The sequence below is a fragment of the Enterococcus diestrammenae genome (assembly GCF_049384045.1).
Classification (GTDB): Bacteria; Bacillota; Bacilli; order Lactobacillales; family Enterococcaceae; genus Enterococcus_C; species Enterococcus_C diestrammenae.
The window spans coordinates 80,864-105,563 of record NZ_JBMRGR010000010.1 but is presented as its reverse complement, the minus strand read 5'-3'; the positions used below and the strand labels follow the sequence as shown (position 1 = coordinate 105,563).

Sequence of the window (24,700 nt, the reverse complement as noted above, 5' to 3'; positions counted from 1 at the left end):
AGGTGTTTTTGATGACATTGGGAAATCTCAAGGAACTCTATGAAATTCTGCTTAAAGAACAAGGGCCGTCAGAGTGGTGGCCGGCCGATAGTAAAGAAGAAATCATGATTGGTGCCATTTTAGTGCAAAATACCAACTGGCAAAATGCTGCTCGCTCACTAGCCAATCTCAAAGCATTAACGAATTTTCAAAGGAAGCAGCTGGTCGCGTTACGCCAGCCGGAAATTTTGGAAGCCATTCGTCCCAGTGGTTTTTACTGCAATAAAAGCCAAAGTCTTTTTGAAGTGCTCCACTGGTTTGCCGCTTGGCAGTTTGACTATCAAACAATTCAAGCTTATTATGGCGAAGACCTACGCAAGACTTTACTGCAGTTACGAGGTATCGGTGAGGAGACCGCAGATGTTTTTTTACTGTATCTCTTTGATCAACCAATTTTCATCGCCGATAGCTATGCCCGACGTTTGATGGAACATTTAGGCTTGCCAACGCTGCCAACTTACCAATCTTTAAAAAGACTGGTGCCAGCCGAAATGAAGAACTTTACAATTGCTGAAGCCCAAGATTTTCACGGACAAATTGATGAATTTGGTAAGGTCTGGTTTCGAGGTGGCAAGCGCTTTGAGCAAAGTTTTTTAGCGGATTTTTCATTGCTAGTTGAGGAGGGAAAAGATGAGTAATTATTTAGAAATTACCCATATGGAAAAGGAATTTCCGTTTCGGGCTTTTTTAAATGATGGGTTGACGATCACCTATCCCCACTTTCATAAGGAAATTGAAATCATTCATACGAAATCCGGTAAAGTCAATATCGGTGTCGGCCAAGACTTGATTGAGTTGGCAGAAGGGGAGACTTATCTTTTTTCCAGCGGAGTACCTCATTATTTTTTGACGTCTCCTGATAGCGAGCGGTATGTTTTCCAATTTGATCTGCTGATGTTTGATGAGGTAAATCTAAGACAAGCCGGTGAGCCGACTTTGTTTGACTTATTTGAAAATGGTGAACCTTTAAGTCGTAATTGGCCTGCAACTTTCGCTAAAAAAATCACTGAGCTTTTAATGGCGTTATATCAGACCCAAGAAGCTGCCCCCATCGGTGCTCGTTTTCGGATGGAAGCTTTATTACATCTTTTCGTAGCTGAGTGCTATCAATTTTTGCCTCCCAAAAAAGAGGAAACTGCAATTACGCAGCCAGCTGCCGTCAAATATCAGGAAACCTTGGATCAATTAAATCTCGTGTTTGATTTAATCGAAAACCACTACCAAGATAGTCTGACTTTGGAGGATGTGGCGAACGCAGTAGGCTTTTCTTCCTATTATTTCACCCGTTTCTTCAAAAAGAACACTGGTCAGACCTTTAGCCAGTTTTTAACCGACTACCGAGTGAATCAAGCGAAGTGTATCTTAGCGGCTGAGAAAATACCAATGGTGGAAGTAGCAGAAAAGGCCGGTTTTGCTAGTGTCAAAACTTTTCATCATGTCTTTAAGGAGAATGTGGGGGTTTCGCCTTTGAAATATCAGAAGAATATTTTGGAGGGGTAAGTGGGCTACCATTCCACGACAGAGTCCGGAAAGAAGGGCTCTGTTTTTTTGTCAGGTCTTCTTGCAGATTAAAGCTCAAAACTCTATTCTCGTAGTGTCTCCGCCTCTAATCTACCGGTTGCTAAAAGGTCAAATGTATCTTCGTAGATATTGTATTGATAGGGGGATAGTCAGAGCACTGTCAGTGAGAAAGCCGGCTAGTCTCGCTTCCGGCGAATGCCCCGAGTGGTAGTGAGTGGTCATTTGGGGATTGCTACATCTAGGGCAATATTCAGGAATAATGGTGAGTTTTATGGGAAGAATTTTGTAAGCCTTATCACTATAATGAGGGAGTCAAAAGGAAAGAACGTTTTCAATAGCCCTTCATTGGTCTATGATCGATTGGCAATCTGAGAAAACGTCTTCTGAAAAAACCTATTAAAACCCACATTTAGGAGGATCTTAAAACATGACATTGAGAATCGGAATTATCGGCTGTGGCGGTATCGCCAATGGCAAACATATGCCGGCCTTGAAAAAAGTTAAAGAAGCAGAAATGGTGGCTTTTTGTGATTTAATCGAAGAACGTGCGGAAAAAGCCGCAGTGGAATTTGGGGCTGCCGAAGCCTCAGTTTATACAGATTATCAAGAAATGTTAACTCAAGAAGAGTTGGACGTGATTCATGTCTGTACGCCAAACTCTTCTCATAGCCCGATTACGATTGCGGCTTTGGAAGCTGACTGCCATGTGATGTGTGAAAAACCAATGGCGAAAACTACCGAAGAAGCCCAGCTGATGATTGATGCTGCCAAACGGACTGGTAAAAAACTAACAATTGGTTACCAAAATCGTTATCGGACAGACTCTATGTACCTACATGAAGCGTGTCAAGACGGCGAATTAGGGGACATTTATTTTGCTAAAGGCCATGCAATTCGGCGACGGGCGGTGCCTACTTGGGGCGTCTTTTTAGATGAAGAAGCCCAAGGTGGCGGACCATTGATTGATATTGGTACCCATGCTTTGGATTTGACCTTGTGGATGATGGATAACTACAAACCAAAATATGTAGTAGGGAAAGCTTATCGGGAATTGGCAGACACAAAAAATGCCGCCAATGCTTGGGGCCCCTGGGATCCAGAAAAATTCACTGTTGAAGATTCTGCTTTTGGTTTTATCATGATGGAAAATGGCGCGAGTATCTTCTTGGAATCCTCTTGGGCCTTAAATACCCTCGATGTGAAAGAAGCCAAAACTACTCTTTGTGGGAGCAAAGGTGGCGCGGACATGAACAATGGCCTGACGTTAAATGGTGAAAAACGGGGACATCTCTACGACAACGAAATCCAGTTGGAAACTGGTGGTGTTGACTTCTTTGATGGTGCTGGTAGCGATCCGGCTGATGTGGAAGCCCACATGTGGATTGACGCTGTCTTAAACGATAAAGAGCTAGTGGTGAAACCGGAAGAAGCCCTTGTAGTTACGCAAATTTTAGAAGGCATTTACGAATCTTCCAAAACCGGTCAACCGTATTTTTTTAACTAAGGCTTTGAAAACTGTGGCAGAGAGCTGAAAGTTGCTTTCTGCCTCGGGAAGCTGACTAAAGGAGTAGATGAAATGAAACCAAAAATCGCCTTACAATTATGGACTATCAAAGAAGCTATGGCGGCTGATTTTGCAGGGACTTTAAAAGCTGTAAAAGAAAATGGTTATGACGGTGTTGAATTTGCGGGCTATCAAGACTTCACGGCGACAGAGATTCGTCACCTGTTGGATGAAAACCAACTGGAAGTCTGTGCTAGCCATATCCCCTTTGAAAAATTAAGTGAAGATTTGGCAAGTATCATGGCTTTTGAAAGGACCATCGGCAATCGCCGCATTGTTTGCCCTTGGCTAAGTTTTGACAACTACCAAGACTGGAAAGCGGCATTTGCTACCCTGGATGAAATAGGTAAGACCTTGACTGAAGCTGGTTTTGAATTTTACTATCACAATCATGCCCATGAGTTTGCGGAAGTTCCTGGAATCGATATTCTCCACTATCTGACTGCCCACACCTCTTACGTAAAATTGGAAGTGGACCTTTATTGGGTAGCTAAAGCAGGGGTGGCAGTAGATGAATGGCTACTGGATCATGCCCCTAAAATTGGCTTGTTGCATTTTAAAGATCTGACAGCTGATGGGACGGAAAGTACAGAAATCGGACGCGGGGTCTTACCGATGAAAGATTACTTAGCTTTTGCAAAAGAATATCAATTACCTTGGCTAATCATAGAGCAAGAAGCTTTCCAACAATACGAACCTGTAGAAGCCAGTCGCATCGATTGTGACAATCTAACAGCATTAAGAGATGAGGTATACGCATGACAAAAATAACGATTTGGAATGAATTTCGCCATGAAAAAACCGATGCTGCGGTACAAGCCATGTATCCAGAAGGTATCCATGGTCAGCTAGCAAAATTTTTAGCGGCAGCTGGTTTTGAAACAACCACCGCTACTTTGGATGAACCAGAACATGGTTTGACAGATGAGGTCTTAGCCAATACGGATGTCCTACTCTGGTGGGGACATATGGCTCATGAGGAAGTTTCTGATGAGGTGGTTGAAAAGGTCCATCAACGGGTATTGGCTGGGATGGGGCTGATCGTGTTACACTCTGGGCATTTTTCTAAGATTTTTAAAAAGTTGATGGGTACTAGCTGTGATTTGAAATGGCGAGAAGATGAAAGCCATGCCCGTGTTTGGAATGTCAATCCCAGCCATCCGATTACAGCAGGAATTGGCGAATTTATTGATTTAGAAAAAGAAGAAATGTATGGGGAACATTTTGACATCCCCGCACCAGATGAACTGATTTTTATCAGTTGGTTTCCAAATGGCGAAGTTTTCCGTAGCGGTTGTACTTTTGCGCGAGGCAATGGCAAGATTTTTTATTTCCAGCCAGGACACGAGACCTACAATAGCTACTACAATGAAAAAGTCCAACAAGTGATTATCAATGCTGTCAATTGGGCCAAACCAACTGACAATCTCCGCCCATATTACGGTCATTTTCAACCATTGGAAAAATAAAGTGTAAATAAAAAAGGAGCAAACTAGTATGAAATTAGGTGTCTTTACCCCCTTGTTTAATCAACTTTCTTTCGATGAAATGATTGAACTCGTAGCAAAGAAAGGCTTACAAACTGTTGAAATTGGTACGGGCGGTTCTCCCGGGGATGCCCATTTAAAAATCGATGAACTCTTGGCTTCCTCAGATGCCCGCAAAGAATACTTGGCGAAGTTGGCGGACAAAGGTTTGGAGATCTCAGCATTAAGCTGCCACAACAATCCAATTTCCCCATTACCAGAAACAGCCAAAGAAGCCGATGAATTAATCAAGAAGACCATCAAATTGGCCAGCTTAATGAATGTGCCAGTGGTTAACGGTTTTTCAGGTATCTCTGGCGGCAACCCTACTGATACGCAAGTGAACTGGCCCACACTGCCATGGCCAACCGAATATAGCGACAATTACAATTACCAATGGGAAAACAAGTTAATTCCTTACTGGAAAGGTATCAATACCGAAGCCGAAGCAGCCGGTGTCAAAATCGGTATCGAGCTTCACGGTGGCTTTTTGGCTCATACCCCTTATACGATGCTAAAACTTCGTGACGGTGCTGGTAAAGCGATTGGCTGTAATTTAGATCCCTCTCATCTGTGGTGGCAAGGAATTGACCCAGTGGCTGCTATCAAGATTTTAGGGGAAGCTGGCGCGATTCATCATTTTCATGCCAAAGATACGTATTTGGATCAAGACAATATCAACATGCATGGCTTGACGGACATGCAACCTTATGGCAATGTCAAAACCCGCGCCTGGACTTTCCGTTCTGTCGGCTGTGGCCATGACTTGAAAGTCTGGTCAGATATGATTAGCGCTTTGCGAATTTACGGCTATGATTATGTTTTGAGTATCGAACACGAAGATCCAATCATGTCAGTAGATGAAGGCTTAAATCGCGCAATTACCAATTTGCGCTCGATTATGATTAACGAGCAACCTTCTGAGATGTGGTGGGTCTAAAACCAGACAGTTAAGGATTTTAGTTTCCAAAGAAAAAATTGTAGAAAACGAGTGACGACAAATGAAAAAATTAAAACTAGCAGTAATTGGATACGGTGGCATGGGTTCTTATCACTTTGACCATTTGCTTCCCAACGAAGGCGAGTTATTTGAGCTTGTAGGGGTTTACGACATTAAAGAGGATCGCCAAACCTTGGCTACAGAAAAAGGGCTGAAAGCATACGGTAGCCGTGATGAGTTACTGGCCGATTCTGAAATTGATTGTATTTTGATTGCGACTCCAAATGATAGCCACAAAGAAATCGCAATCGCCGCTTTAGAAGCTGGCAAACAAGTCGTTTCTGAAAAACCGGTAACGATGAATGCCGCGGAAATGCGGGAGATTATGGCTGTCGCTGAACAGACTGGCCAGGTCTTCATGGTCCATCAAAACCGTCGCTGGGATCCCGACTATCTGATTGTCAAAGAGTTGATGAATTCAGGCGCCATCGGGGATGTTTTCCAAATCGAGTCACGGGTTCATGGCGCAAATGGTATTCCTGGCGATTGGCGTCGTTTGAAACAGCACGGTGGCGGGATGCTCTTAGACTGGGGTATTCATTTGTTGGATCAGATTATATGGATGGTGGATAGTCCTTTGAAAGCCATCGAAGCCGATTTTAGTACTATCCTCGGAGAAGAATGTGACGATGGCTATATCACTTATCTGACTTTTGAAAATGGCTTGCGGGTCATCACTGAAGTCGGCACGACGAACTATATTCGCTTGCCTCGTTGGTACGTGAAAGGGACGCAAGGGACAGCAGAAGTTACCGATTGGGATCTTTCCGGTAAGATGGTGGTAGCGACAAATGCGGATGTCGCCGCTCCGACACCGATTCAAGCAGGTGTTGGACTGACCAAAACGATGGCGCCACCTTCAGAAGCAGCTACCAAAACTTTGCCATTACCAAAGGGCTTGCAACTACCTCAAAGTTTCTATCAAAACTTTTACGATGTGATTGTCAATGATGGTGTTCCGATCGTAAAAAATGAAGAAGTTTTAAAAGTCATGGAACTTATCGATCATATTTTTGAGATCGTGGAAAAGTCGAACTAACACAATAGGACACCCTGTTTAGGCTCTGGCTCTAACAGGGTGTTTTTATCTGACCAAGGCTAAAATGTTTGGCTTCACGCACTAGCTCAGCCACCGCAGACAGTTGGACTAAGGCAAAGCTGCATGTCCAACTAATATTTTCTAAAATTAAGGCGAAACCGACTCATGATAAAGAACGTCTTATGTCGGTTCCGCCTTAATTCTCGAGAGCTGTATGAGTTCGTTCCACCTTTCCTTTTTCAGTGAGGTGATAGGGGAGAAGTGGGGACAAAGCAGGCGTAACGATAATGAACTCTTTTACCGGCGCCACCTTTGATAGAGGAAGAAAGTCTAGAAAAATGGTAGTATAGGTGAAAAAGGAAGGAGATCCTCTCATGACTTGTTGTCCATTTTGTTCGAGTTTGTTAGAACCAGTTTTGGAAAATTCTTGGGCCTGGGCTTTCTATGACCGCCATCCCGTATCTCCAGGGCATCTCCTCATTATCCCTAAAGCTCACAAGCTGGATTACTTTCACCTTTCTCAGGTAGAAAGGTTAGCTATTGAGGAGTTGCTGATAGCGGCCAAAGCCATGCTGGATCACAAATTTAAACCAGCGGGCTATAATATTGGCTGGAATTGTGGTGCAGCAGCTGGGCAAACGATTTTTCATTGCCATTGTCATGTCATCCCCCGTTATCAAGGGGATACGCGTCATCCAAGAGGAGGCGTACGTGGGGTGATTCCTGAGAAAATGGCATATTGATCGATGTCGGATATCATGAAAGGGAGGAAAACCATGGCTACTTTCTTTACTGTTTATACGAAGGCCCAACAGTTTTTATTGTTGCAAGCATATGCCGATGAGGTGATGACGGAAGAGGAATTGATGCAGTTTGTCATCGAGGAAACGAAGGATGGGCGTTTTTTGTTTGTTTCAAATCAGAGCATCTATTTAGTGACACCCCATGTTTCATTGGCTGATTTTGAAAAGGTTATCTATCGCTCCTCAGAAGTTCAGCTACAGCAAAAGGGGTCAGAGTTGATCGTCACTACCCCCACCGAAAACCTCCACCTAGAGCTCGGTAGTCCTGAAGAAGCGATGAGGGTTCTCTCAGATTTCAAATATTTATTAAATCAACAATCCTAACTAGCATTATACGAATGCATGTTCTATTATAAAGAGGAGATAAACAGCTGTCAGTTTTTTAAAGACAGCTGTTTGTGTTGAAGAATAGCGCTTAAAAGCGAGGCAGAGGACGTGGAGCGATTATGAAGACTTCGTTAACCTTGGAGATGGAAGAGACCCTATATGCCTATTGTCGGGAAAAAGGGGAAGCTGTAGTGGAAGAAGTGGGGATGCCAGATGATTTAGGTATTGTCGACACTTTAAGTCTGAAAATAAAGCCAGATCAGCAATTTGAATGGCGCTGTTTTGAGCTAAAAGTTACCAAAGCTGATTTTCATTCCTCGGCAAAATTATCCTTTATTGGACATTACAACTATTTTGTTTTGCCGGATTTTTTGTATCCAAAAGTCGCTTCAGAAATTCCGGATGAAATCGGTGTACTCTTGTATTACAGCTATCTCGATCCAGAAAATCATTCAACTCCAGGTTACTTAGTTTCTGAAAAAAAAGCTCGTTACCAAGACTTGCAAGTAGCAGAACCAGAGCTGATCTATCGCTTGATTACCGCCCAAGCCAGAGAGGTGGGAAAAGCGAAGCAAACTCAGCGGGGGGTCCGAGTTTTCAGTACCGATCAACTCTATCGGGAGCTAAAGCGCCGGATGCCAGAATACGATCTCTATGGTGGCGAGGTTAATTACTATGACCGCTTTTTGACGGAAACGCAGGATCAGGCTGTGGAAGCCTTGAAAGAAGAGCTTGCTGCTTTACGAAGGGCTTATTTTCAATTAGAAGAAATAATGCTGGCAACGAATAGTGAGGAGGGAGAAGATGCCTTCTAGCTATTATCCGTATTTTCGTGGCAAACAATTTGATTTGTTGGCACTGAAGGAAGTTTTACAAGCTGGGCTTTTGTCTCCTGCCATCCAACCGATTATTGAACCTGTGAAAAATTCAAAGACCTTTTTCGCCACGATAGCGGAATTTCAGAAAAAGCACCATCCTTATCGTTTAATCGATAACCCACAGGCGGGGGCTTTTCTTACGGAAAAGGGCTATGCTACCTTACAAGACCTCGCTCAGGGTAACTCACAAGCTCATATTATCGATCAACCGGTGACACTAGCCGATCTGGCAAACTATTCCGCTTCGACCCTATGGATAGTCAAATCGTTTGCGGCGCTAAAAGAAACCCCAGTTCAAGCCTTGACTGGATTTTTCTTGGTGCCCCAAGAGTTTCGGTTATTACAGCAAATCCGCGAAAGTTCTTTTGACCACCCGCTAATCTTATCGGAGGATCCCTTTACTCGACTGGGACGAAATAGTTATTATCGAGAAATTCCTGATGAACTGTTTAGCCGGCGTTTTAAAGATTTTAAAAAACGAGGCTTCAGCGGCTTTAGCGACTTTTCTTTGGATAGTCGCATCTATTATGAGCAAGGCTATCCAGATCGTGATTTGGCCCTGCATCTCGTCTATCTTGCAGCACCACAAGAACTCAGGGTTCATCATTTTGTCTCGCCGGCTGATACTGAAGAGCTGGGTTTCAATCAAAAGGAGAAGTTTTTGCAGTTGATCCTGCAAGTTCAAAGCTGGTTTTCCGAAAACAATGACCAGCAAACCGATACATTGGGTCTCAAGCTGTTGTATCAAGCAGCAGAACAGGGGCACTTTCCTGGGATGGGAGTTTTACGTAAAGCCGTTATCATGCATCATCTAGAATGCATGAGTCGTCTTTTGGAAACTAAAACAGAAGCTTAAAGCAAGTCAGCGCTCGCTTTAAGCTTCTGTTTTTTCTTATACTAAGTTCGGAATTTTCCCAAGTGAAATTTGCTCATACCAAGTCTTATGATATTTAGCTTTGCGACCTACAGTTCCTTCAACCTTTCTAAATCTGATAAATTCAGCTATTCGAGACAGCTAGGTGAAAAAAACGCAGGACAACTTTTAATCTTGAAAACAATCATTGACTTACCCGGGTGAGTTGATAACTAGTGGAGTGGTTTAAATCGGCTGAAACAACGAATAGGTGGTCGTCATCCGTCAAGACAACCGTACAAAGCGCACTACCTTGTGAGTCTGTGTAAGTGCGGCTAGTCGACGTGCCAGCTTGGCTATAAGTCGGATCCAGCGTCACCAGCTGATCGTCTAATTGAAGTTGATAAGTGCTGCTAGTGGCATCAAGCCGAGCCTGACCTTCTTGACTGCGCCATTTTCCAATTATTTTTTCTTCTGATACTTGAGTGCTTTGGTCATAACTACGGACAAACTGTGCCTTGCTACCATCTAGTGTTTCATAGGTGAAAACCGCTAAAGAATCTGATGGCCAACTGATGTTATAGTTGTCACTCATGGTATACGCCAAAGCATCAGCATTGATGGATAAATTCCAGTAGTTGTTTTCTTTTGCTGGTTTAGATAACACTTTCTGAAGTTTAGGAAACTGGTAATAGAGATTTCGTTGGTAGGTGGCTTTCCCCGTCCGTTTATCTACTTGAAGCATGAAGGTATTATTTTTAGCTGGACTGGTAAAGACCACAGCGTAGTGGTTGGCTCCTAAAAACAGCATCAATCCCTGTAACATCAATAAAAAGCCGACTAAAACTAACAATGGCCGGATTTTTTTGAAATAGGGGAGGACGCCCATAAAAGCTAGGAGGATCACCATCGTATTCACCAAGTACAGGAGACGGTCATCGAAGTAATGAACACCAAAGTGGCGACCTAAAAGATAGACCAGCCCTTGGTAACAAATCAACAACAAGGCAACAACCAAAGCGAGCGTACTAAAGATGCGAGTGGCACGTTTCATCTGACATTTTCCTCCTCTGGTTGTACTTCTGCAACAAAATGGAAAGTAAGCCCATTATCTTCTGATTCAAACAGTCCTTTTACGAGACCGCCGCGATAATCCCCGGTATCCCCTTGATTTACCAGCAAACTGAGTTTTTTGCTATCTTTTGTAGGGATTTCTGGCCAAATAAAGATGTTGTGATATCTTTCTGGGACTTGAATCGTTGATGGGGTAAAGGTCTTCCCACCATCTTGCGAGACGAGTAGCTCTGTTTTTCGTGCAAAAAAAGCTAGTTTTTCATCCAAAAAACCCGCATCAGTCATCAAAGGCCCCGCATCTAAACCCTTGGCTTGAGCAGTTTTCCACGTTTGGCCATCGTCATGACTCGTGGCAATTTGATAACCTTCTTGCCCCATGACGCGACCACCAGTGACAAAGGCTGCGACAAAGCCTTTGTTGAGAAAATTGATTTTATAATTGCGAATCCCTGATATATCTTTAAAAATGACTGATTCCTGCCAAGTTTGTCCTTGGTCAGTCGTTTCCAACCAGACCAAATTTTTGTGATCTTTGACGATTAACAAACCTGCGCGGGTAATCGTCATTTGATAAGTATCTGGTAATAGTTGATTTTGAGGTTGCCCTGAAAAATCACCTCCGAAAAATTCCTCCATGGTAGCAGGAACTTGTTGCCAGTTTTTGCCAAAATCAAAGGTGAGGTACATTTTTTTATTAGTAAATGCATAATCCACTGCTTTTGAAGCGACCATTTGTGGTGTTTCAGTCTTCGGACCTAAGGCAGCTTTCGTGGTGAGTTGTGTTTGTTGGAGGGTTTGGTTCTCTTGAATTTGTTGCCATGCATACCAGCCGCTACTTAGAGTCGCACCGGTAAGCAAGGCGCCAAAAACTATTCCTCGCAAATAATGAGCCATCTCTTGTATCCTTTCTATCCATTTCATGTTTTGAGTGTCAAACATCCTATTCACTGAGGGGGGACTCTTGTTTGATATCTCGCGCGTATTCGTTTAACCTAGTTTAGCCTTGATAAGAAGGCTATTCAATGGTCTTAATAGTGGTTTAAGCTTTATTTGCTAAAACTTTAAAGTTTACGTGTTGAAAAGTAGCTCCTATGAAAAAACAAGTTCTCACTTCACCTTTGATAAAAAGCTGTTATACTTAAAGACAAAACTCAAGGAAAGCGAGAAGAGGCCGGTGAAACAGACTTTTCTCAAAGGAGGGGGATGCTACATGGCTTTGATTGTAATCATAGGGGGACAGGCCGTGGGGAAAATGACTGTCGGTGTCGAACTAGAAAAACAAATTGATGGAAAATTACTCTATAACCATCAGACGATTGATCTATATGCCGATTTTCTTGGCTATACAGAAGAAACCTTTAAGTTATCTGATTTCACCAGAAAAAAGTTGTTTAAGGCCTTTGCTGAAAATTCCCAGACGAATCTCGTTAAACATTTGATTTTTACTGTAATGATCGCTTTTAACGAAGAGGCTGATCGTCTTTTTTTACGTGATATTGCCACGATTTTTCAGGAACAAGAGCAAGCAGTCTATTTTGTGCAATTGGTTACTGATCTCCAGACGCGCTTAAAACGAAACACGACACCACAGCGCTTGGCGGCAAAACCAAGTAAGCGAGATATCGCTTTTTCACAACAAGAAATACTTACAAGTCACCAAAAATATCAACTGGCTATTCCAGCCGATGACTTCGCAGCCCTTTATCCGGAGATCTCTTGCCTGACGATTGACAATACCCAACTATCCCCAGAGGAATGTAGCACTCGAATTATTGATACTTTTAAATTGAAAGGAGCTAGACCATGTTAGATAAAAGGATTCCATATATTGAATTTTTGATGCGCCGAAACCCGCAAAATCCAGTCCCATTGCCTGGGAGATACTTACCTGAGGGCTATAGCCTTGCTTTTTACACTCCTGGTGATGAAGGGGCTTGGTGTCGAATCGAGACCGCTGTGGGGGAGTTTGCTAGCAAAACAGAGGCGGTTACTTATTTTCAAAAAAATTTTGCACCTTTTAGCGATGAACTTCGGCAGCGTATGATGTTTATCATTGATCCCGAGGGAGAAAAAGTTGCTACCTGTACAGCTTGGCGGACAGAAAAACAGCGTCCGCTCTTACACTGGCTTGCTGTAAAGCCGGAAGCTCAGCAGCGGGGACTTGCTAGTTATTTAGCTGTCAAAACCACCGCTTTGTTGGAAGAGCTACATCCAAATCAACCTATAGAACTCCACACGCAAACTTGGAGCCATCAAGCTATTGGTATCTATGAAAAATTAGGGTATGAACTAATCCCTGGTACAAAAGATTATGAAAAGGGGTTAGCTATTCTTGAGAGGGTAGTAGAGGAAGCCTTTTAATAACTCTCTGCTTTGCATCGTGGTAAACAAAAAGGGTGAATCTCACGCTGTTTGTAAGTTTCACCCTTTAGCTGGTCTTATTTAATCAATTGCGAACTAGTATAATTCAAATATTGCGAAAAACCTGTAATATTTTCGTGAATCAAGTGTAATGCTTCTGGGCGATTTTTCAAAGCAGCCTTGACGATTAACTTATCCAATAACTTCATACTGTCTAATTTTGTTTCACCACCAAAATGCGCAGTGATTGTAGCTTTCGTAAGTAAAGTTTTGGGGAAATTTTCTTGTAAATAGTTCGCGTATTCTTCAGAAAAGCCACAGCAAAGATAGATTGCTACTTGTTTTGTGAGTAAATCTTGCAGATTATCCTGACAAAACTGGTTAAGTTTTTTGGAGATTTTTCCCATATGAATGGCTCCTCCAATAATCACTGTGTCAAAAGTCGCCAGATCAATTGTTGTGTTAGGTGATTCTTCAATATTTATTAGTGTAACCGAGTCTGATAAACTATTTTCCAGTAAGGCTGCGCAGCTTTTGGTAGTTCCATATTTACTTGAATAAACGATTGCTGTTTTCATATTTCACCATTTTCTTGAAAGTTTTTTACTCTATAGTAATAATATTATTGTACAAGAGTTTTGTTATTGAGGATAGTGAAATGGATTAGCTATTTAACAGTCAGCAAAACTGATACTTTTGAAGTAACTCAGACACAATAAACGGTTTGAACTACCTCACAACCATCTATTAGAAACAGGCTTCAGAAACATGATTCGAACGATTATTCTCGAAGAATCGCTTGCGGTCTGCTGTTTGTTGGCTTAAAAAGCCCCAAAAAGAGGGGAGAATAGCCGAAATAGCTGGTTTTAGAGGTGATCTACTAACTGAGCAAAATAAATAAATTCTAGTTTACATAATATGTATTAAAGGAAGTAACTTAAAAAGATTTAAGAGGTTGTCTTTGGATCTTTAATCTCGATTTAATGTTTTTGAGCCATTTAAGATTATTTAATCAACTTGTTACACTGTGTTCGCTAGCTGTTCGCGATAAATCCTTGTTCGACATAAAAAATTCTTTGATTATTTTGATCACACATAGACATACTCACGGGATCATAATACATATAGCCGTCACGTTTTAAATAAAACTCAAAAAGCTTTTCCTCGAAATAATCAGTGAAACCTAAACCAGCAACAAGAAAATCTTCTTTACTAGTGAATTCAATCATCTTTATCACCTCATAGTAATTGTATCATCTACTATAAGGTGAAATCTCGTTTCTCAGGCGTGGGACTACTGTTACTTTAAGGGATATTTTCTAAGCTGATTTTTTAAATAATGTTTTATCTGTATTTAGTTAATGAACAAAGATCTGACACTTTTCATTAAAATTGTTATCAATTCTTTTTAGTTTAGCAATCGAATCAGTTGAAGATATCATAATCTTGATAAGCTTCCGATTCACTAATGCTTGCGCTTGTCCATCTAAAATTGCTAGCGTTTACAAAATCGAGTTGACTGTAAGAAACCATTGGAGGATCAGAGCAAAGCCTGTACCCAAAAACCAGCCACCGAGGACGTCAGATAAGTAATGAATGCCTAGATATATGCGGGAATAGCCTATCAATCCTGTCATAACTAGGCTAATTGCCATGAAAAGTCCTGTCAGCAAAGGATAAAGGGAACTACCTCCAAGAGCCACACAGCAAAATAAGGTACTTGAACAGGTGGCATGATAACTAGGAAAACTATGGTCCCTCTCCTCTACTAATCGTTGTCCCTCGGGTCTTGGGCGTTTAATTAGACGTTTTAATAGATAGGCCAAAACCCAAACGAAGCCTAAAGCAATTCCTGCTGGTAATAAAACAGAGGTCCGAAAACCTGGAACAAAAGCCAGTAGAAAGATCATAACAATGAAGCCTCGTGGGCGTCCTAAAGCAGTGAAAAACAACATTAGTTGCGTTTTTGACTTGCTGCGAGTCTTGAAAATTTTTTGTGCTATTCCTTCATCGAAACTTTGTAGCTTCTTAAGTTGCACTAATAAAGCCAAGCCAATAAATAAAGCCAATAACAGAAGACCTGCTTTCAGCATTTGTGTTACCCCCTTCCCAGATCGTTATTGCTATTATTCTTTTATTTTATCATGGGAATGACTTTCCAACAAAACGTAAAAAAGTTGGTTGTCCTTGTCTGACAGCCAACTTTTCAGGAGCGGATTCAATTAATGAGTTTCGTAAAGGTTCTCTTTTGCTGTAAGAACTTGTTCCAGGATTTGCTGGACCCCATACTCATCATTTGAAGGGGCTGTCTTTTCGGCATATTTAGCTATCTCTGGATTACCATTTGCAACAAGGTAGCTATGCCCTACTGTTTTTAACATTCCGACGTCATTATGCGTATCCCCAAAAGCCATCATATCTGCTAAAGCAATCCCTAGTTTTTGTGAAAGAATTTCCATCGCCGTTCCCTTGTCGACACCTTGATTCATGATATCAATCCATTCCGGTCCACTGACGACAACAGAATAATTCTCGCCAAACTGCGGAGCAAAGACACTATGGTATTTTTCTTGGCTGTTATTATTGGGGAAATATAAGGTAAACTTATCCGCAGTCACGTTGAGGTCTTCTAAATCATCAACATAGACGATTTTTTTATAAAAGGTACGGTAGATAGCATCGTATTGTTCATCTTTTTGGGCGATATAGGCGGCATCCAACCCACAAATGATAGCAATCGCATCCGTTTCTTTAGCAAAGGTCACCATTTGCTGATAGTCTTTCTGAGGAAGTTCACTATTGAAGATAATCTCCCCTTTATGCATAATCAGGCCCCCATTATCACAGACAAAAGTCATCTGATCACGAAATTCGCCGAACATTTCAAGCAAAGTGTACAACGGTCGACCACTAGCGGCGGCAAAAGCTACATCAGCTGCGAGTAGTTGGAAAATGGTAGTCATAAAGTTGGGGGGTAACTCCCCTCTTGATGTCAATAATGTATTGTCCATATCAGTGGCGATAAATTTGATGTTTTTCATCTGACTGCTCCTCATAGTCTAGTCTTGATATTGCCAGTGGCTGGCTAACTTTTTGTGGGTGTTGTTGTCTTTGAGCATTAAAGTGGCGGTATTAGTTTCCTAGCTCAATCACGCGATCCACGAAATCTTCATAAAAGCCGTTTTCGTGGGAAACAACAATCACTGTTCCTGGGTATTTTGTAAGCGTATCTTGTAAGTTTTCCTTTGATTCTTGGTCGATGTGATTGGTAGGTTCATCGAGGATCAAGAAATTACTTTTAATCATGGTCATTTCCGCGAGTTTAACTTTCGTTTGTTCCCCACCACTTAATAGTTTTAAAGATTCTTGTGCCAACTGGCTATGCAGACCTGCCCGAGACAAGTGGCGGCGTAACTCTTTGACGGTAGCTTTCGGATATTTATCGCTTAAATACTGTAACGGTGTCTGTAAAGGGTTTTCCCAGGCTAATTCTTGAGAGAAATAACTAATCTGAGTTTTCTCAGGGAAATGATAGCTACCACTAAGGGCTGGTATTTCACCAATCAAGGTTTTAATCAGTGTTGATTTACCAATCCCATTAAATCCCCGGATGGCTATTTTTTCACCATAGCGAATCGTGATATTGACTGGTGCGAGTAAGGGTTTTTCATAGCCGATGACTAACTGATCGGTTTCCAAGGCAAGGGTAGTAACGATAGCTCCATAGGGGAACTCCAAGTGTGGTTTTGGCGAATCTGAAGGCGGCGTTAAACGTTCGATTTTTGCTAACTGTTTCTCCCGACTTTTGGCCATGGTCGATCGAGAACCAGCTTTGTATTTACGAATATAGGCTTCGGTTTTCTTGATATGTTCTTGCTGAGCTTCGTATTGTCGTAAATAGGTTTCTTGAGACAATTCTTTTTGCTTTAATGCGCGAGTCAAATTACCGGTGTATTTCGTTAGTTTTCCAAATTCGATGTCGAGAATATGGGTGGTAATTTCATTTAGAAAGTCACGATCATGGGAAACGACTAGGAAGGTTCCGTCAAAATCTTTTAAAAATTGGGTCAACCAAACCACGTGGTTATCATCTAAATGGTTAGTCGGTTCATCGAGGATTAGCATGTCTGGTTTTTCTAATAACATTTTAGCTAGGATAATCTTGGAACGTTGGCCCCCGCTTAGGTTTTTCATCAATGAGTCCATACCCAAAACATCAATACCTAAACCAGTTGCTAATTCATCAATGATGGTGCTCATTTGGTAGAAGTTTCCCTGATCCAATTCGTTTTGTAGTCTGCCAGCTTGCTCTAATAAACGCTCATCGAAGTTTTCTGCGTATTCGGCATATAACTCACCAATTCGCGCTTCTTTATCAAACGCCTCTTGAAAAGCTGTCTCCAAAAAACGTTGAATAGTCACTTGATCATCCACGTTGACATACTGATCGAGATAGCCCAGTTTTAAATTTTTAGGAAAAAGAATTTGACCGTCGTCAGGTAAGATTTCACCGGTGATAATTTTTATTAAGGTACTCTTCCCGGCCCCATTGCGCCCGATGAGTCCGACGTGTTCTCCACGGTTGATTTGGGCGCTGATATTTTCATATAATATTTTATCACCGAACTGTTGGGTGATATTATCGATTGTTAGCATAAATGTTCCTCGTTTCTTTTGTCGTTGATTACGTTTGTATTGGTAGTGTTTTCTAACATATACTTGATTGCGCCAGTTGACGGCAGTTTTTTACCAATGTTGCTGGCTTGTTTAACTACTAGTAGCCGCAGAACATGTTTCATAGCAAAAAGCTGCAGACCAGCATCGTCTGCAGCTTTACCATTTTTTCTGATCAATCGAAAAAGTAAGGCCCATGACAAATAAACCTGCCGCCTGTGGCTTTTTCGATGAAGAAGTGAGCAATGCTCTATGGAAGGCTCTTAACAATGCTTCATCGGTTTGTCCAAGTTAAGAGCAAATTTTCTTACAAAGTGGAAATAATAATCGGTAATCATGGGTACCCTCCAACGGGGATTTCACAGAGACGTCCCCTATTTCATGAAAAGAATAGCATGCATTTTCAGGAAAGTCAAAAAAGCCGGCATTAATCAGTTTTTTTAGGAAAGAAGAAGCTTTCTATTACCAGTGACCTATGCTAAGATGAGCTGATCTTAAAGGAAATGAGGGGTTATCTTGATAAATTATTCCGAAACAGAATTAAATGAAGCCAAACGGCAAATTGCCTCCACGGTCCACAAACTGAAGGAGACAGTGAAAACACTGGAAGCCAAGGAACAACCCCAGCGTTATCGTTCGCAGATTACCTTGGCCAAGCGCCGGATTGTTGCATTTACCCTGGCTTTAGATCTGATTGAAGAAAAACTAATGAAATAAAATCAGCAAATGCGTGAACAAAAACAGCAGTCGCAAGCTCCGTTTAAGAGACTTGCGACTGCTGTTTTAGTTGACTAGGTGATAGCATTAAGGCATAAGCCGGTTGGCCTTGTTACCGGTACCTCCCTCCAGCCGTAGTGGGACCGCTAATTGCCAACCAAAGGATCAATGCTTACGAAGGAGCTTAACTTTACTATCTTCCTTCCTCGTATCAACGTGGGTCTTATCGATTATTCCTCGGGGGTACCTGTAATAACCGCTTCTTTTTTTCGTAGGAGGTATATCTTGCGACCGTTGATAATCAGTGTTTTGATGACAGCATAGACGGGGATGCAGACAAGCATACCGAAAATCCCAAAAACACTCCCGGCTCCAAGCAAGACCAAAATGATGGTAATTGGATGGATATTTAAGCTTTTGCCAAACAATAGGGGTTTAATGACATTGCCATCTAATTGCTGAATAACTAGGATGGCGATTGCCATATAGAGCGCTTGCCAGGGAGAGACAAACAAGCCCACGATGATGGCAGGTACGGCTCCGATAAATGGTCCAACATAAGGGATAATATTGGTTAGGCCACAGATAAAGGCCAAAAGTAAACTGTAAGGTTGTTTAAAAATGGTCATTGCGATAAAACTCATGACCCCAATAATAACAGCATCCAACATGGTACTGCTAATATAAGCCGACAACGTGTTATTGAGATCCTTGACTGTCGCTCGTAGTTCACTCCGAAGATTATGAGGAAAAAAGACATCTAGACTATTCATAAAGCGGTGACCATCTTTAAACATAAAAATCAAGATAAAGGGAACCGTAAACAAGAGTACGAAAAATTTGGTCAAGGCAGAGAAAATATGACTCAAACTAGTGGTCACACTACTAATCACCCAATTGATAATATTATTTAAGGTGAGATTCATGCTTTCTAACTGTTTTTCAATATTGAAGTTTTTAAACTCTTCTTGTTTTCCCAGTTCCACTAACCAATTGTTGGCTTCCTCTGCATAACCTGGCAATGATTGTGTCAATTGAATAGCTTGTTGGACTAACTGAGGAACGACATTCATAATCAACAGCACCAAGAAAATTACCACCACTGCAAAGACCAATAAAAAGCTGACCATTCGGGATAAACCGCGTTTTTCTAACCAGCGGACTAAGGGATCAAACATATAGTAGAGAAAGCCGGCGACAAATAAAGGCAAGATGATTGTCGAAGCCATCGTTAATACCGGTTTTAGAAAGCTCCGCATCTGTAAAAGAAAGAAACTCCCAATAATGATTAGAACCCACTCGGCGGTCCAGAAAAATAACTTTGAATTTTTAAAGCGTGACTGCATAAACTTCCTCCATAATCAATTTGAATAACTTAATTGTATCATTGACTAGTAGCCCTTGCACTGAATTCAGCTAGATTATCCAAGTTTTTGACAAGAGATGATCAGCATCATCGGCCGGCGCATTTCATCTGCCATCTCGGGTAGTTCAAGCATTTCTTGCGGTGGCTGAGGTTCGACGACATGATTGAGTTTGAAGCCAGCTTGGAGAAGTGTTTCAAGGTAAGTTGTTAAACTCCGATGGTATTTTTGCACCGTTTCTCCGAGAAAATCAGCTTCTCGTTGCCCTTCGTAAAAATAATTATCCACTGGAAAATCACGAATACTACCATCATCATTATAATCCCATTGTTGCTTTTCGGCCGCAGTAAAGATAGGGTGTTCCACGGAAAACAAAAAGGTCCCTCCTGGTTTTAAGTAACGCTTCACTTGAGCGACTAACTGAGGCCAATCTGGTAAATAATGAAACGCTAGTGAACTGAACACAACATCAAAAGTAGCTGGAGGAAAAGCAACTGTCGCGATATCTCCTTGACGGTAAGTGATTTTTTCGTCTGGATTTAGCTGCTGGGCTTTTGCCAACATTTTCGCGGAAAGATCGATGCCGATGACAGCTCTGGCATGGTGCTCCGCGGCATATTTGCAATGCCAGCCATAGCCACAACCTAAGTCCAGAACGATTTTATCAGTGAAATCCGGCATTAATTGACGTAGTGTCTGCCATTCTCCAGCACCTGTTAAGCCCAGTTGGGAACGACTCATCTGGTGATATTTTTCAAAAAAAGTGTCCTCATCATAGATATTGCTCATCTTAACTGTTCCTTTCTTTGGCAGACTACTTTAGGATGCCTTCGTTTTTTGTAATGCGTTGGTCTGCGATGGTCATCCTTGTCGTCGCGACTTTTTGCAAAAAGTAACGATCATGAGAAACCACCAATAAAGTTTCCTGGTAGCTTGCCAGAATATCCTCTAACTCTTCTTTCCCATAAATATCCAGGTGATTGGTGGGTTCATCTAGAATCAAAAAATTAATGTTTTTTTGTAACAATCCCAGTAAATACAGGCGCATCTGTTCCCCACCGGAAAGATCGCGAATACGTTTGGAGACGTCCTCAGCATAAAAACCAAATTGAGCTAGTTTATGCCGGGCTTTTTGCTCATCAGGCAGTTGTTCTTTGACAAAGGCTAAAATCTGCTGATTCGGTTGGGAAAAATGAAGTTTCTGTGGCAGATAACCAATTTTGACATTCGCTCCTAAACGGATGGTTCCTTCATCAAGTGGGGAATCCGCCAGTAAACAGTGAAGAAAAGTACTTTTGCCACTGCCATTCGCTCCAGTCAGAGCAATCTTTTCTTGCCGATAGATAATAAAGCTACTATCGGCAAATAAAAGCTTTTCGCCAGCTAATTTCCCGATAGCTTTGGCCACCAAAACCTCTTTACCAGAACGACTAGCCGAGGTGACTTCTTGTAGGCGTTTTTTGGGATTCTCCGGAGGTTTGGTGGCCAATGCCTTCAGTTTGGCTACTCGTCGTTCCAATTCCTTCACTTTTCGAAAGAAATCTTCATTGTCCCCTTCGTTGGCCCATTGACGAAAACGGCGGATCATCAGCTGCAACCGTTGGATTTCTTTTTGCTGCAGGTCGTAGTCTTTTTGCATGGCTTTGATCCGCTCTTTTTTCAATAAAGCATACTTCGTGTAATTCCCAGGATAAGATACCAGGCCATCCGGTTCGATTTCGACAATTTGCTGGACCACATTATCCAAAAATTGTCGATCGTGACTGATGACGACGTAAGCTTGCTGGGTATGAGCTAGCCAACTTTCTAGCCACTGAATACCCGCTAAATCCAAGTGATTGGTGGGCTCGTCTAACAGGAGTAAATCAGTTTTAGCTGTCAAAACCCGGGCCAACTCAATCCGGACTCGTTGTCCCCCACTGAGTGCCTGCAAAGGCGCATCCAGTTTATCCCCCACTCCTAGACCTTTTAGCGTCCCGCTGATCCGATCTTCTAACGTATAGCCCCCAGCCTGCTCATAATCTTCCTGTAATTTGCCATAATGGGCTAAAACCCGTTCAAAATCAGCTTGAGGATCTTGCATCTTGGCTTCTAACTGACGCAGGTTTTTTCGTAAACTTCCCAGTTCAGTAAAACTTGCAAGCAAATAGTCGCGAACCGTCTCTTCAGTTAGCGGCAATTGCTGCGGAACATAGCCAATGCGTAAACCTTTTCGCCGGGCGACGATTCCTTTAGTAACCCCTTCTTCACCGGTGAGAATCTGTAATAGCGTGCTCTTTCCGCAGCCGTTCATCCCCACCAAGCCAATCTTATCCCCTTTATGAAGGGTAAAGGATAACTGGCTAAAAATCGGGGTGGTGCCATAGTTTTTTTCGATATCTTTTAGTTGAATATACATGGTTTTCTCCTTTTAGTAACCATCTATACCTTGAATACTTAGCCTGGATAATGGGACACCAACATATGCGTTGGGCTTTCGTAGGCTTACCTGAAATGGGCCAACTTATGTGGTGCCAGCTTTTCTAAAAAAAACACGATCAGGACAAATTGCCATGACCGTGTTATTTATCAGAGTCTTTATCAAGGATACTCAGGTTTCATGGTCGGTTATTTTCTTCAATTACTAGCATTTTTGGGCAGACTTCCCCCATAGTGCGTAATTTAAAAGTAATGGTATGAGAAAACCCGATATGGGTCAGTTGCAAATTTTTGCATGCTGTTATTTTTTTCATACCGACCATGAATTATCCCTCCCTACACCTTAGGATTAACTGCTTCACTTTATGATAGCATGCTCCTCTTTAAAAACCAAGCGCGAAAAAAGTAGTTCTGCTATTTTTCCATAAGGGAATAAGGTAAAATAAAACTATCTCACAATTTTTTTAAAATATCGTTATTTATAGGAGGTCTTATGGAAAGACACACGCCCCCGCCAAGTTTTGATTTAAAAGGTTGGCAAAAAAATATTGGCTTGTTCCTCTCTGGTCAATTTTTATCTGGTATTACCAGCATGGTAGTACAATATGCCATCATTTGGTACTTAACAAAAGAAACTGGTTCAGCAACTGTTTTAAGCTTAGCCACCTTATTAGGAATGATCCCGATGGTGTTACTCAGTCCCTTTGTCGGCCCCTTTGTCGATCGTCTCGATAAGAAGAAATTATTAATTGTAACTGATACGATTGTAGCCGGTTTTGCCTTAATCTTATCGATTGTAGGGACTGTTTCGGATCGTTTTCCATTGTGGCTAGTCTTCGTTTCGTTGTTTATGCGTTCTTTAGCTCAGACATTTCAAATGCCCACCATTCAATCAATCTTGCCACAAATGGTGCCACAAAATGAGTTAACTCGGGTCAATGGCCAACTGGGGATGGTTCAATCCGCCAATATGATCATCGCACCCGCGTTAGGAGCGTTCCTTTTTGCGGTGGTTCCCATGAATTTTTTGATTTTATTGGATGTTTTAGGGGCCCTTTTAGGGATTGGTTTGCTGGTGTTTGTCCGGATTCCAAAAACGGAGGCCTTAGGGGAACCAGTTCATCTTTTGACGGACACCAAACTGGGCTTCTCCCTACTTACGAAAAATAAAGGGTTATGGTCCCTGACCTTAATCGGTGCTGCCTTTACCTTGATTTTTATGCCGGCAGTGAGTATGTATCCCTTGATGACGATGGATTACTTCCAAGGAACGGTGGGTCAAGCAGGACTCATTGAGGTGGTTTACTCGGTGGGAATGTTGGCTGGTGGCATCATCATTGGCGTCTTTGGCAAATGGAAAAACCGGATGATTCCTGTTTTGATTTCTTATTTTGTCATTGGAATCGCCTTTGCGTTATCAGGCTTATTACCAGGAAACCAATCTGGCTTCTTCTGGTTTGTCATTTTGAATATTGTAGCTGGTCTATCTACGCCCTTTTTTAACACATTACTCATGGCCATGATTCAGCAAAGCTATGAACCGATTTACCTTGGTCGTGTCTTAGGGGTTTTAAATTCCCTGATGAGTATTACCGGTCCAGTAGGGTTGATCTTTGCTGGTCCGTTAGCCGATCATATCGGGGTGGAAAAACTCTTTATTATCGCAGGCCTCGGTACGATAATATGTGGCTTGGTTAATTTATTTTTGCCAATTGCTAGAAATTATGATCTACAATTACAACAGCAATTAAGCCAGAAGAACAACGATACTCCTAGTCCTAATAATTAAAAAAATACGGGAAAGTGCCCTACTACCTGAATGGTAATGGTCGCACTTTCCCGTATTTAATTTAAAGGACTTCTTCTGCCGCCATCACTTTGCGCTTGCCTAGCATTTCAGTAAAGTACAAGAACAGCAAGATTAAGCTTAAACTACTCGCGATTGCCCACCAGTCGGCAGCAATCGGATACGCGTAAAGAGTGACTGCATCCTTCCAGATGGTAAACCGGTCTAAATCCTTGATAAAGCTGTTGACCATCCCGTTAGTTAGCACCTGCATAACTATACTCACAAGGACAAACCAACCACCTTCCGCTAATAAATCAGTGATCAATTCCACCTGCCAAAGTTTGGGAGCTTCGGCAGCTAATTGAGGGGCTTGTTCCACCCAAGGCTCGTGATGTTGTCGATAAAAGCTGATAAAGTAAACCACTAAGCCTAGCCACAAGAGCAAGGTCAGTATCAATCCAGCTCCTCGTAAAAGATCTAACAGCAGGACAATCGATACTGTTTGTGAGTCGGGGTTAAACAGACTCATCGTCTCTTCTAAGCGCCGCCAATTCGTAAAAAAGACGAACATTCGCGGTGCAAAGAAAGCCAATGCCCATAATCCCGCTAACCCTAAATAATAGCGTAAAAAGCGTCTTTTTTGCCAAAATAGAATGCCAATTTGAATGATGGTAGCAAAGAATAAAGTTACTTTTTTCATCCTACCGCCTACTTTCCTAACCTTTATCGAGATTATATCTCAAAGAATTTATA

27 protein-coding genes are annotated in these 24,700 nt (G+C 41.9%); 15 read left to right on the top strand and 12 right to left on the bottom strand.

What is annotated here, in order from left to right:
- Positions 1-11: 11 nt before the first annotated feature.
- From ACO03U_RS08635 to ACO03U_RS08585, 11 genes are all read left to right on the top strand, one after another.
- A complete protein-coding gene (locus ACO03U_RS08635; RefSeq protein ID WP_204686938.1) occupies positions 12-677 on the top strand; it encodes an endonuclease III domain-containing protein in 666 nt (221 codons plus the stop codon).
- On the top strand, positions 670-1,539 hold the full coding sequence (locus tag ACO03U_RS08630) for an AraC family transcriptional regulator (protein WP_204686937.1): 870 nt from the start codon (positions 670-672) through the stop codon (positions 1,537-1,539). The genes ACO03U_RS08635 and ACO03U_RS08630 overlap by 8 nt, the downstream gene beginning before the upstream one ends.
- A gap of 448 nt (positions 1,540-1,987) precedes the next feature.
- Positions 1,988-3,064 carry a Gfo/Idh/MocA family protein gene (locus ACO03U_RS08625; protein WP_161869195.1) on the top strand — a complete coding sequence of 359 codons (1,077 nt, stop codon included), beginning with the start codon at positions 1,988-1,990 and terminating at the stop codon, positions 3,062-3,064.
- 72 nt (positions 3,065-3,136) lie between these two features.
- On the top strand, positions 3,137-3,886 hold the full coding sequence (locus ACO03U_RS08620; protein WP_204686936.1) for a sugar phosphate isomerase/epimerase family protein: 750 nt from the start codon (positions 3,137-3,139) through the stop codon (positions 3,884-3,886).
- A complete protein-coding gene (locus ACO03U_RS08615; RefSeq protein WP_204686935.1) occupies positions 3,883-4,593 on the top strand; it encodes a ThuA domain-containing protein in 711 nt (236 codons plus the stop codon). Before ACO03U_RS08620 ends, ACO03U_RS08615 begins: the two co-directional genes overlap by 4 nt.
- Before the next feature lie 28 nt (positions 4,594-4,621).
- On the top strand, positions 4,622-5,590 hold the full coding sequence (locus ACO03U_RS08610; protein ID WP_204686934.1) for a sugar phosphate isomerase/epimerase family protein: 969 nt from the start codon (positions 4,622-4,624) through the stop codon (positions 5,588-5,590).
- A gap of 61 nt (positions 5,591-5,651) precedes the next feature.
- Positions 5,652-6,689, top strand: a complete 1,038-nt coding sequence (locus tag ACO03U_RS08605) for a Gfo/Idh/MocA family protein (RefSeq protein ID WP_204686933.1) — start codon at positions 5,652-5,654, stop codon at positions 6,687-6,689.
- Between the two features lie 374 nt (positions 6,690-7,063).
- Positions 7,064-7,432: an HIT family protein gene (locus tag ACO03U_RS08600; RefSeq protein ID WP_204686932.1), complete on the top strand. Its 369-nt coding sequence runs from the start codon at positions 7,064-7,066 to the stop codon at positions 7,430-7,432.
- 33 nt (positions 7,433-7,465) lie between these two features.
- Positions 7,466-7,816, top strand: a complete 351-nt coding sequence (locus tag ACO03U_RS08595) for a hypothetical protein (protein WP_204686931.1) — start codon at positions 7,466-7,468, stop codon at positions 7,814-7,816.
- Between the two features lie 122 nt (positions 7,817-7,938).
- A complete protein-coding gene (locus ACO03U_RS08590; RefSeq protein WP_161869202.1) occupies positions 7,939-8,634 on the top strand; it encodes a hypothetical protein in 696 nt (231 codons plus the stop codon).
- Positions 8,624-9,553: a sce7725 family protein gene (locus ACO03U_RS08585; protein WP_204686930.1), complete on the top strand. Its 930-nt coding sequence runs from the start codon at positions 8,624-8,626 to the stop codon at positions 9,551-9,553. Before ACO03U_RS08590 ends, ACO03U_RS08585 begins: the two co-directional genes overlap by 11 nt.
- Before the next feature lie 202 nt (positions 9,554-9,755).
- Here ACO03U_RS08585 and ACO03U_RS08580 read toward each other — a convergent pair whose 3' ends face one another.
- Complete coding sequence (locus ACO03U_RS08580; protein ID WP_204686929.1) at positions 9,756-10,604, bottom strand: hypothetical protein; 849 nt, start codon at positions 10,602-10,604, stop codon at positions 9,756-9,758.
- Positions 10,601-11,518, bottom strand: a complete 918-nt coding sequence (locus ACO03U_RS08575; RefSeq protein ID WP_204686928.1) for a hypothetical protein — start codon at positions 11,516-11,518, stop codon at positions 10,601-10,603. Before ACO03U_RS08575 ends, ACO03U_RS08580 begins: the two co-directional genes overlap by 4 nt.
- A gap of 316 nt (positions 11,519-11,834) precedes the next feature.
- On the opposite strand from ACO03U_RS08575, the gene ACO03U_RS08570 reads away from it, so the two are divergent.
- Together ACO03U_RS08570 and ACO03U_RS08565 are read left to right on the top strand one after the other, a co-directional pair.
- Positions 11,835-12,434 (top strand): DEAD/DEAH box helicase family protein, encoded by a 600-nt coding sequence (locus ACO03U_RS08570; RefSeq protein ID WP_204686927.1) that lies wholly within the window; start codon positions 11,835-11,837, stop codon positions 12,432-12,434.
- Positions 12,428-12,985 carry a GNAT family N-acetyltransferase gene (locus ACO03U_RS08565; RefSeq protein WP_204686926.1) on the top strand — a complete coding sequence of 186 codons (558 nt, stop codon included), beginning with the start codon at positions 12,428-12,430 and terminating at the stop codon, positions 12,983-12,985. Before ACO03U_RS08570 ends, ACO03U_RS08565 begins: the two co-directional genes overlap by 7 nt.
- 77 nt (positions 12,986-13,062) lie before the next feature.
- Here the strand turns inward: ACO03U_RS08565 and ACO03U_RS08560 are convergent, their stop codons facing one another.
- The 5 genes from ACO03U_RS08560 to ACO03U_RS08540 all read right to left on the bottom strand — a co-directional run bounded on the left by ACO03U_RS08560 (position 13,063) and on the right by ACO03U_RS08540 (position 17,641).
- Positions 13,063-13,563 (bottom strand): flavodoxin domain-containing protein, encoded by a 501-nt coding sequence (locus ACO03U_RS08560; protein ID WP_204686925.1) that lies wholly within the window; start codon positions 13,561-13,563, stop codon positions 13,063-13,065.
- Between the two features lie 456 nt (positions 13,564-14,019).
- Positions 14,020-14,214, bottom strand: coding sequence for a hypothetical protein (locus ACO03U_RS08555; RefSeq protein WP_204686924.1), 195 nt, complete (start codon positions 14,212-14,214; stop codon positions 14,020-14,022).
- Positions 14,215-14,487: 273 nt separating this feature from the next.
- Positions 14,488-15,078, bottom strand: a complete 591-nt coding sequence (locus tag ACO03U_RS08550; protein WP_204686923.1) for a phosphatase PAP2 family protein — start codon at positions 15,076-15,078, stop codon at positions 14,488-14,490.
- A 129-nt stretch (positions 15,079-15,207) separates the two neighbouring features.
- On the bottom strand, positions 15,208-16,026 hold the full coding sequence (locus ACO03U_RS08545; RefSeq protein ID WP_204686922.1) for a Cof-type HAD-IIB family hydrolase: 819 nt from the start codon (positions 16,024-16,026) through the stop codon (positions 15,208-15,210).
- Between the two features lie 91 nt (positions 16,027-16,117).
- Entirely contained in the window at positions 16,118-17,641 is a 1,524-nt protein-coding gene (locus tag ACO03U_RS08540; protein ID WP_204686921.1) for an ABC-F family ATP-binding cassette domain-containing protein, read from the bottom strand.
- Positions 17,642-18,175: 534 nt separating this feature from the next.
- Between ACO03U_RS08540 and ACO03U_RS08535 the strand changes: the two genes are divergently transcribed.
- Positions 18,176-18,376: a hypothetical protein gene (locus tag ACO03U_RS08535; protein ID WP_423104592.1), complete on the top strand. Its 201-nt coding sequence runs from the start codon at positions 18,176-18,178 to the stop codon at positions 18,374-18,376.
- A 230-nt stretch (positions 18,377-18,606) separates the two neighbouring features.
- Here the strand turns inward: ACO03U_RS08535 and ACO03U_RS08530 are convergent, their stop codons facing one another.
- From ACO03U_RS08530 to ACO03U_RS08515, 4 genes are all read right to left on the bottom strand, one after another.
- Entirely contained in the window at positions 18,607-19,722 is a 1,116-nt protein-coding gene (locus ACO03U_RS08530) for an AI-2E family transporter (protein WP_204686920.1), read from the bottom strand.
- Positions 19,723-19,797: 75 nt separating this feature from the next.
- Positions 19,798-20,529 carry a class I SAM-dependent methyltransferase gene (locus ACO03U_RS08525; protein ID WP_204686919.1) on the bottom strand — a complete coding sequence of 244 codons (732 nt, stop codon included), beginning with the start codon at positions 20,527-20,529 and terminating at the stop codon, positions 19,798-19,800.
- Between the two features lie 25 nt (positions 20,530-20,554).
- Positions 20,555-22,138: an ABC-F family ATP-binding cassette domain-containing protein gene (locus tag ACO03U_RS08520; protein WP_204686918.1), complete on the bottom strand. Its 1,584-nt coding sequence runs from the start codon at positions 22,136-22,138 to the stop codon at positions 20,555-20,557.
- Positions 22,139-22,337: 199 nt separating this feature from the next.
- A complete protein-coding gene (locus ACO03U_RS08515) occupies positions 22,338-22,481 on the bottom strand; it encodes a hypothetical protein (protein WP_161869216.1) in 144 nt (47 codons plus the stop codon).
- A 170-nt stretch (positions 22,482-22,651) separates the two neighbouring features.
- Here ACO03U_RS08515 and ACO03U_RS08510 point away from each other — a divergent pair, with 170 nt between their 5' ends.
- Positions 22,652-23,947, top strand: coding sequence for an MFS transporter (locus tag ACO03U_RS08510; RefSeq protein ID WP_204686917.1), 1,296 nt, complete (start codon positions 22,652-22,654; stop codon positions 23,945-23,947).
- 61 nt (positions 23,948-24,008) lie between these two features.
- On the opposite strand, the gene ACO03U_RS08505 is transcribed toward ACO03U_RS08510, so the two are convergent.
- Positions 24,009-24,647: a hypothetical protein gene (locus ACO03U_RS08505; protein WP_204686916.1), complete on the bottom strand. Its 639-nt coding sequence runs from the start codon at positions 24,645-24,647 to the stop codon at positions 24,009-24,011.
- Positions 24,648-24,700: the final 53 nt, after the last annotated feature.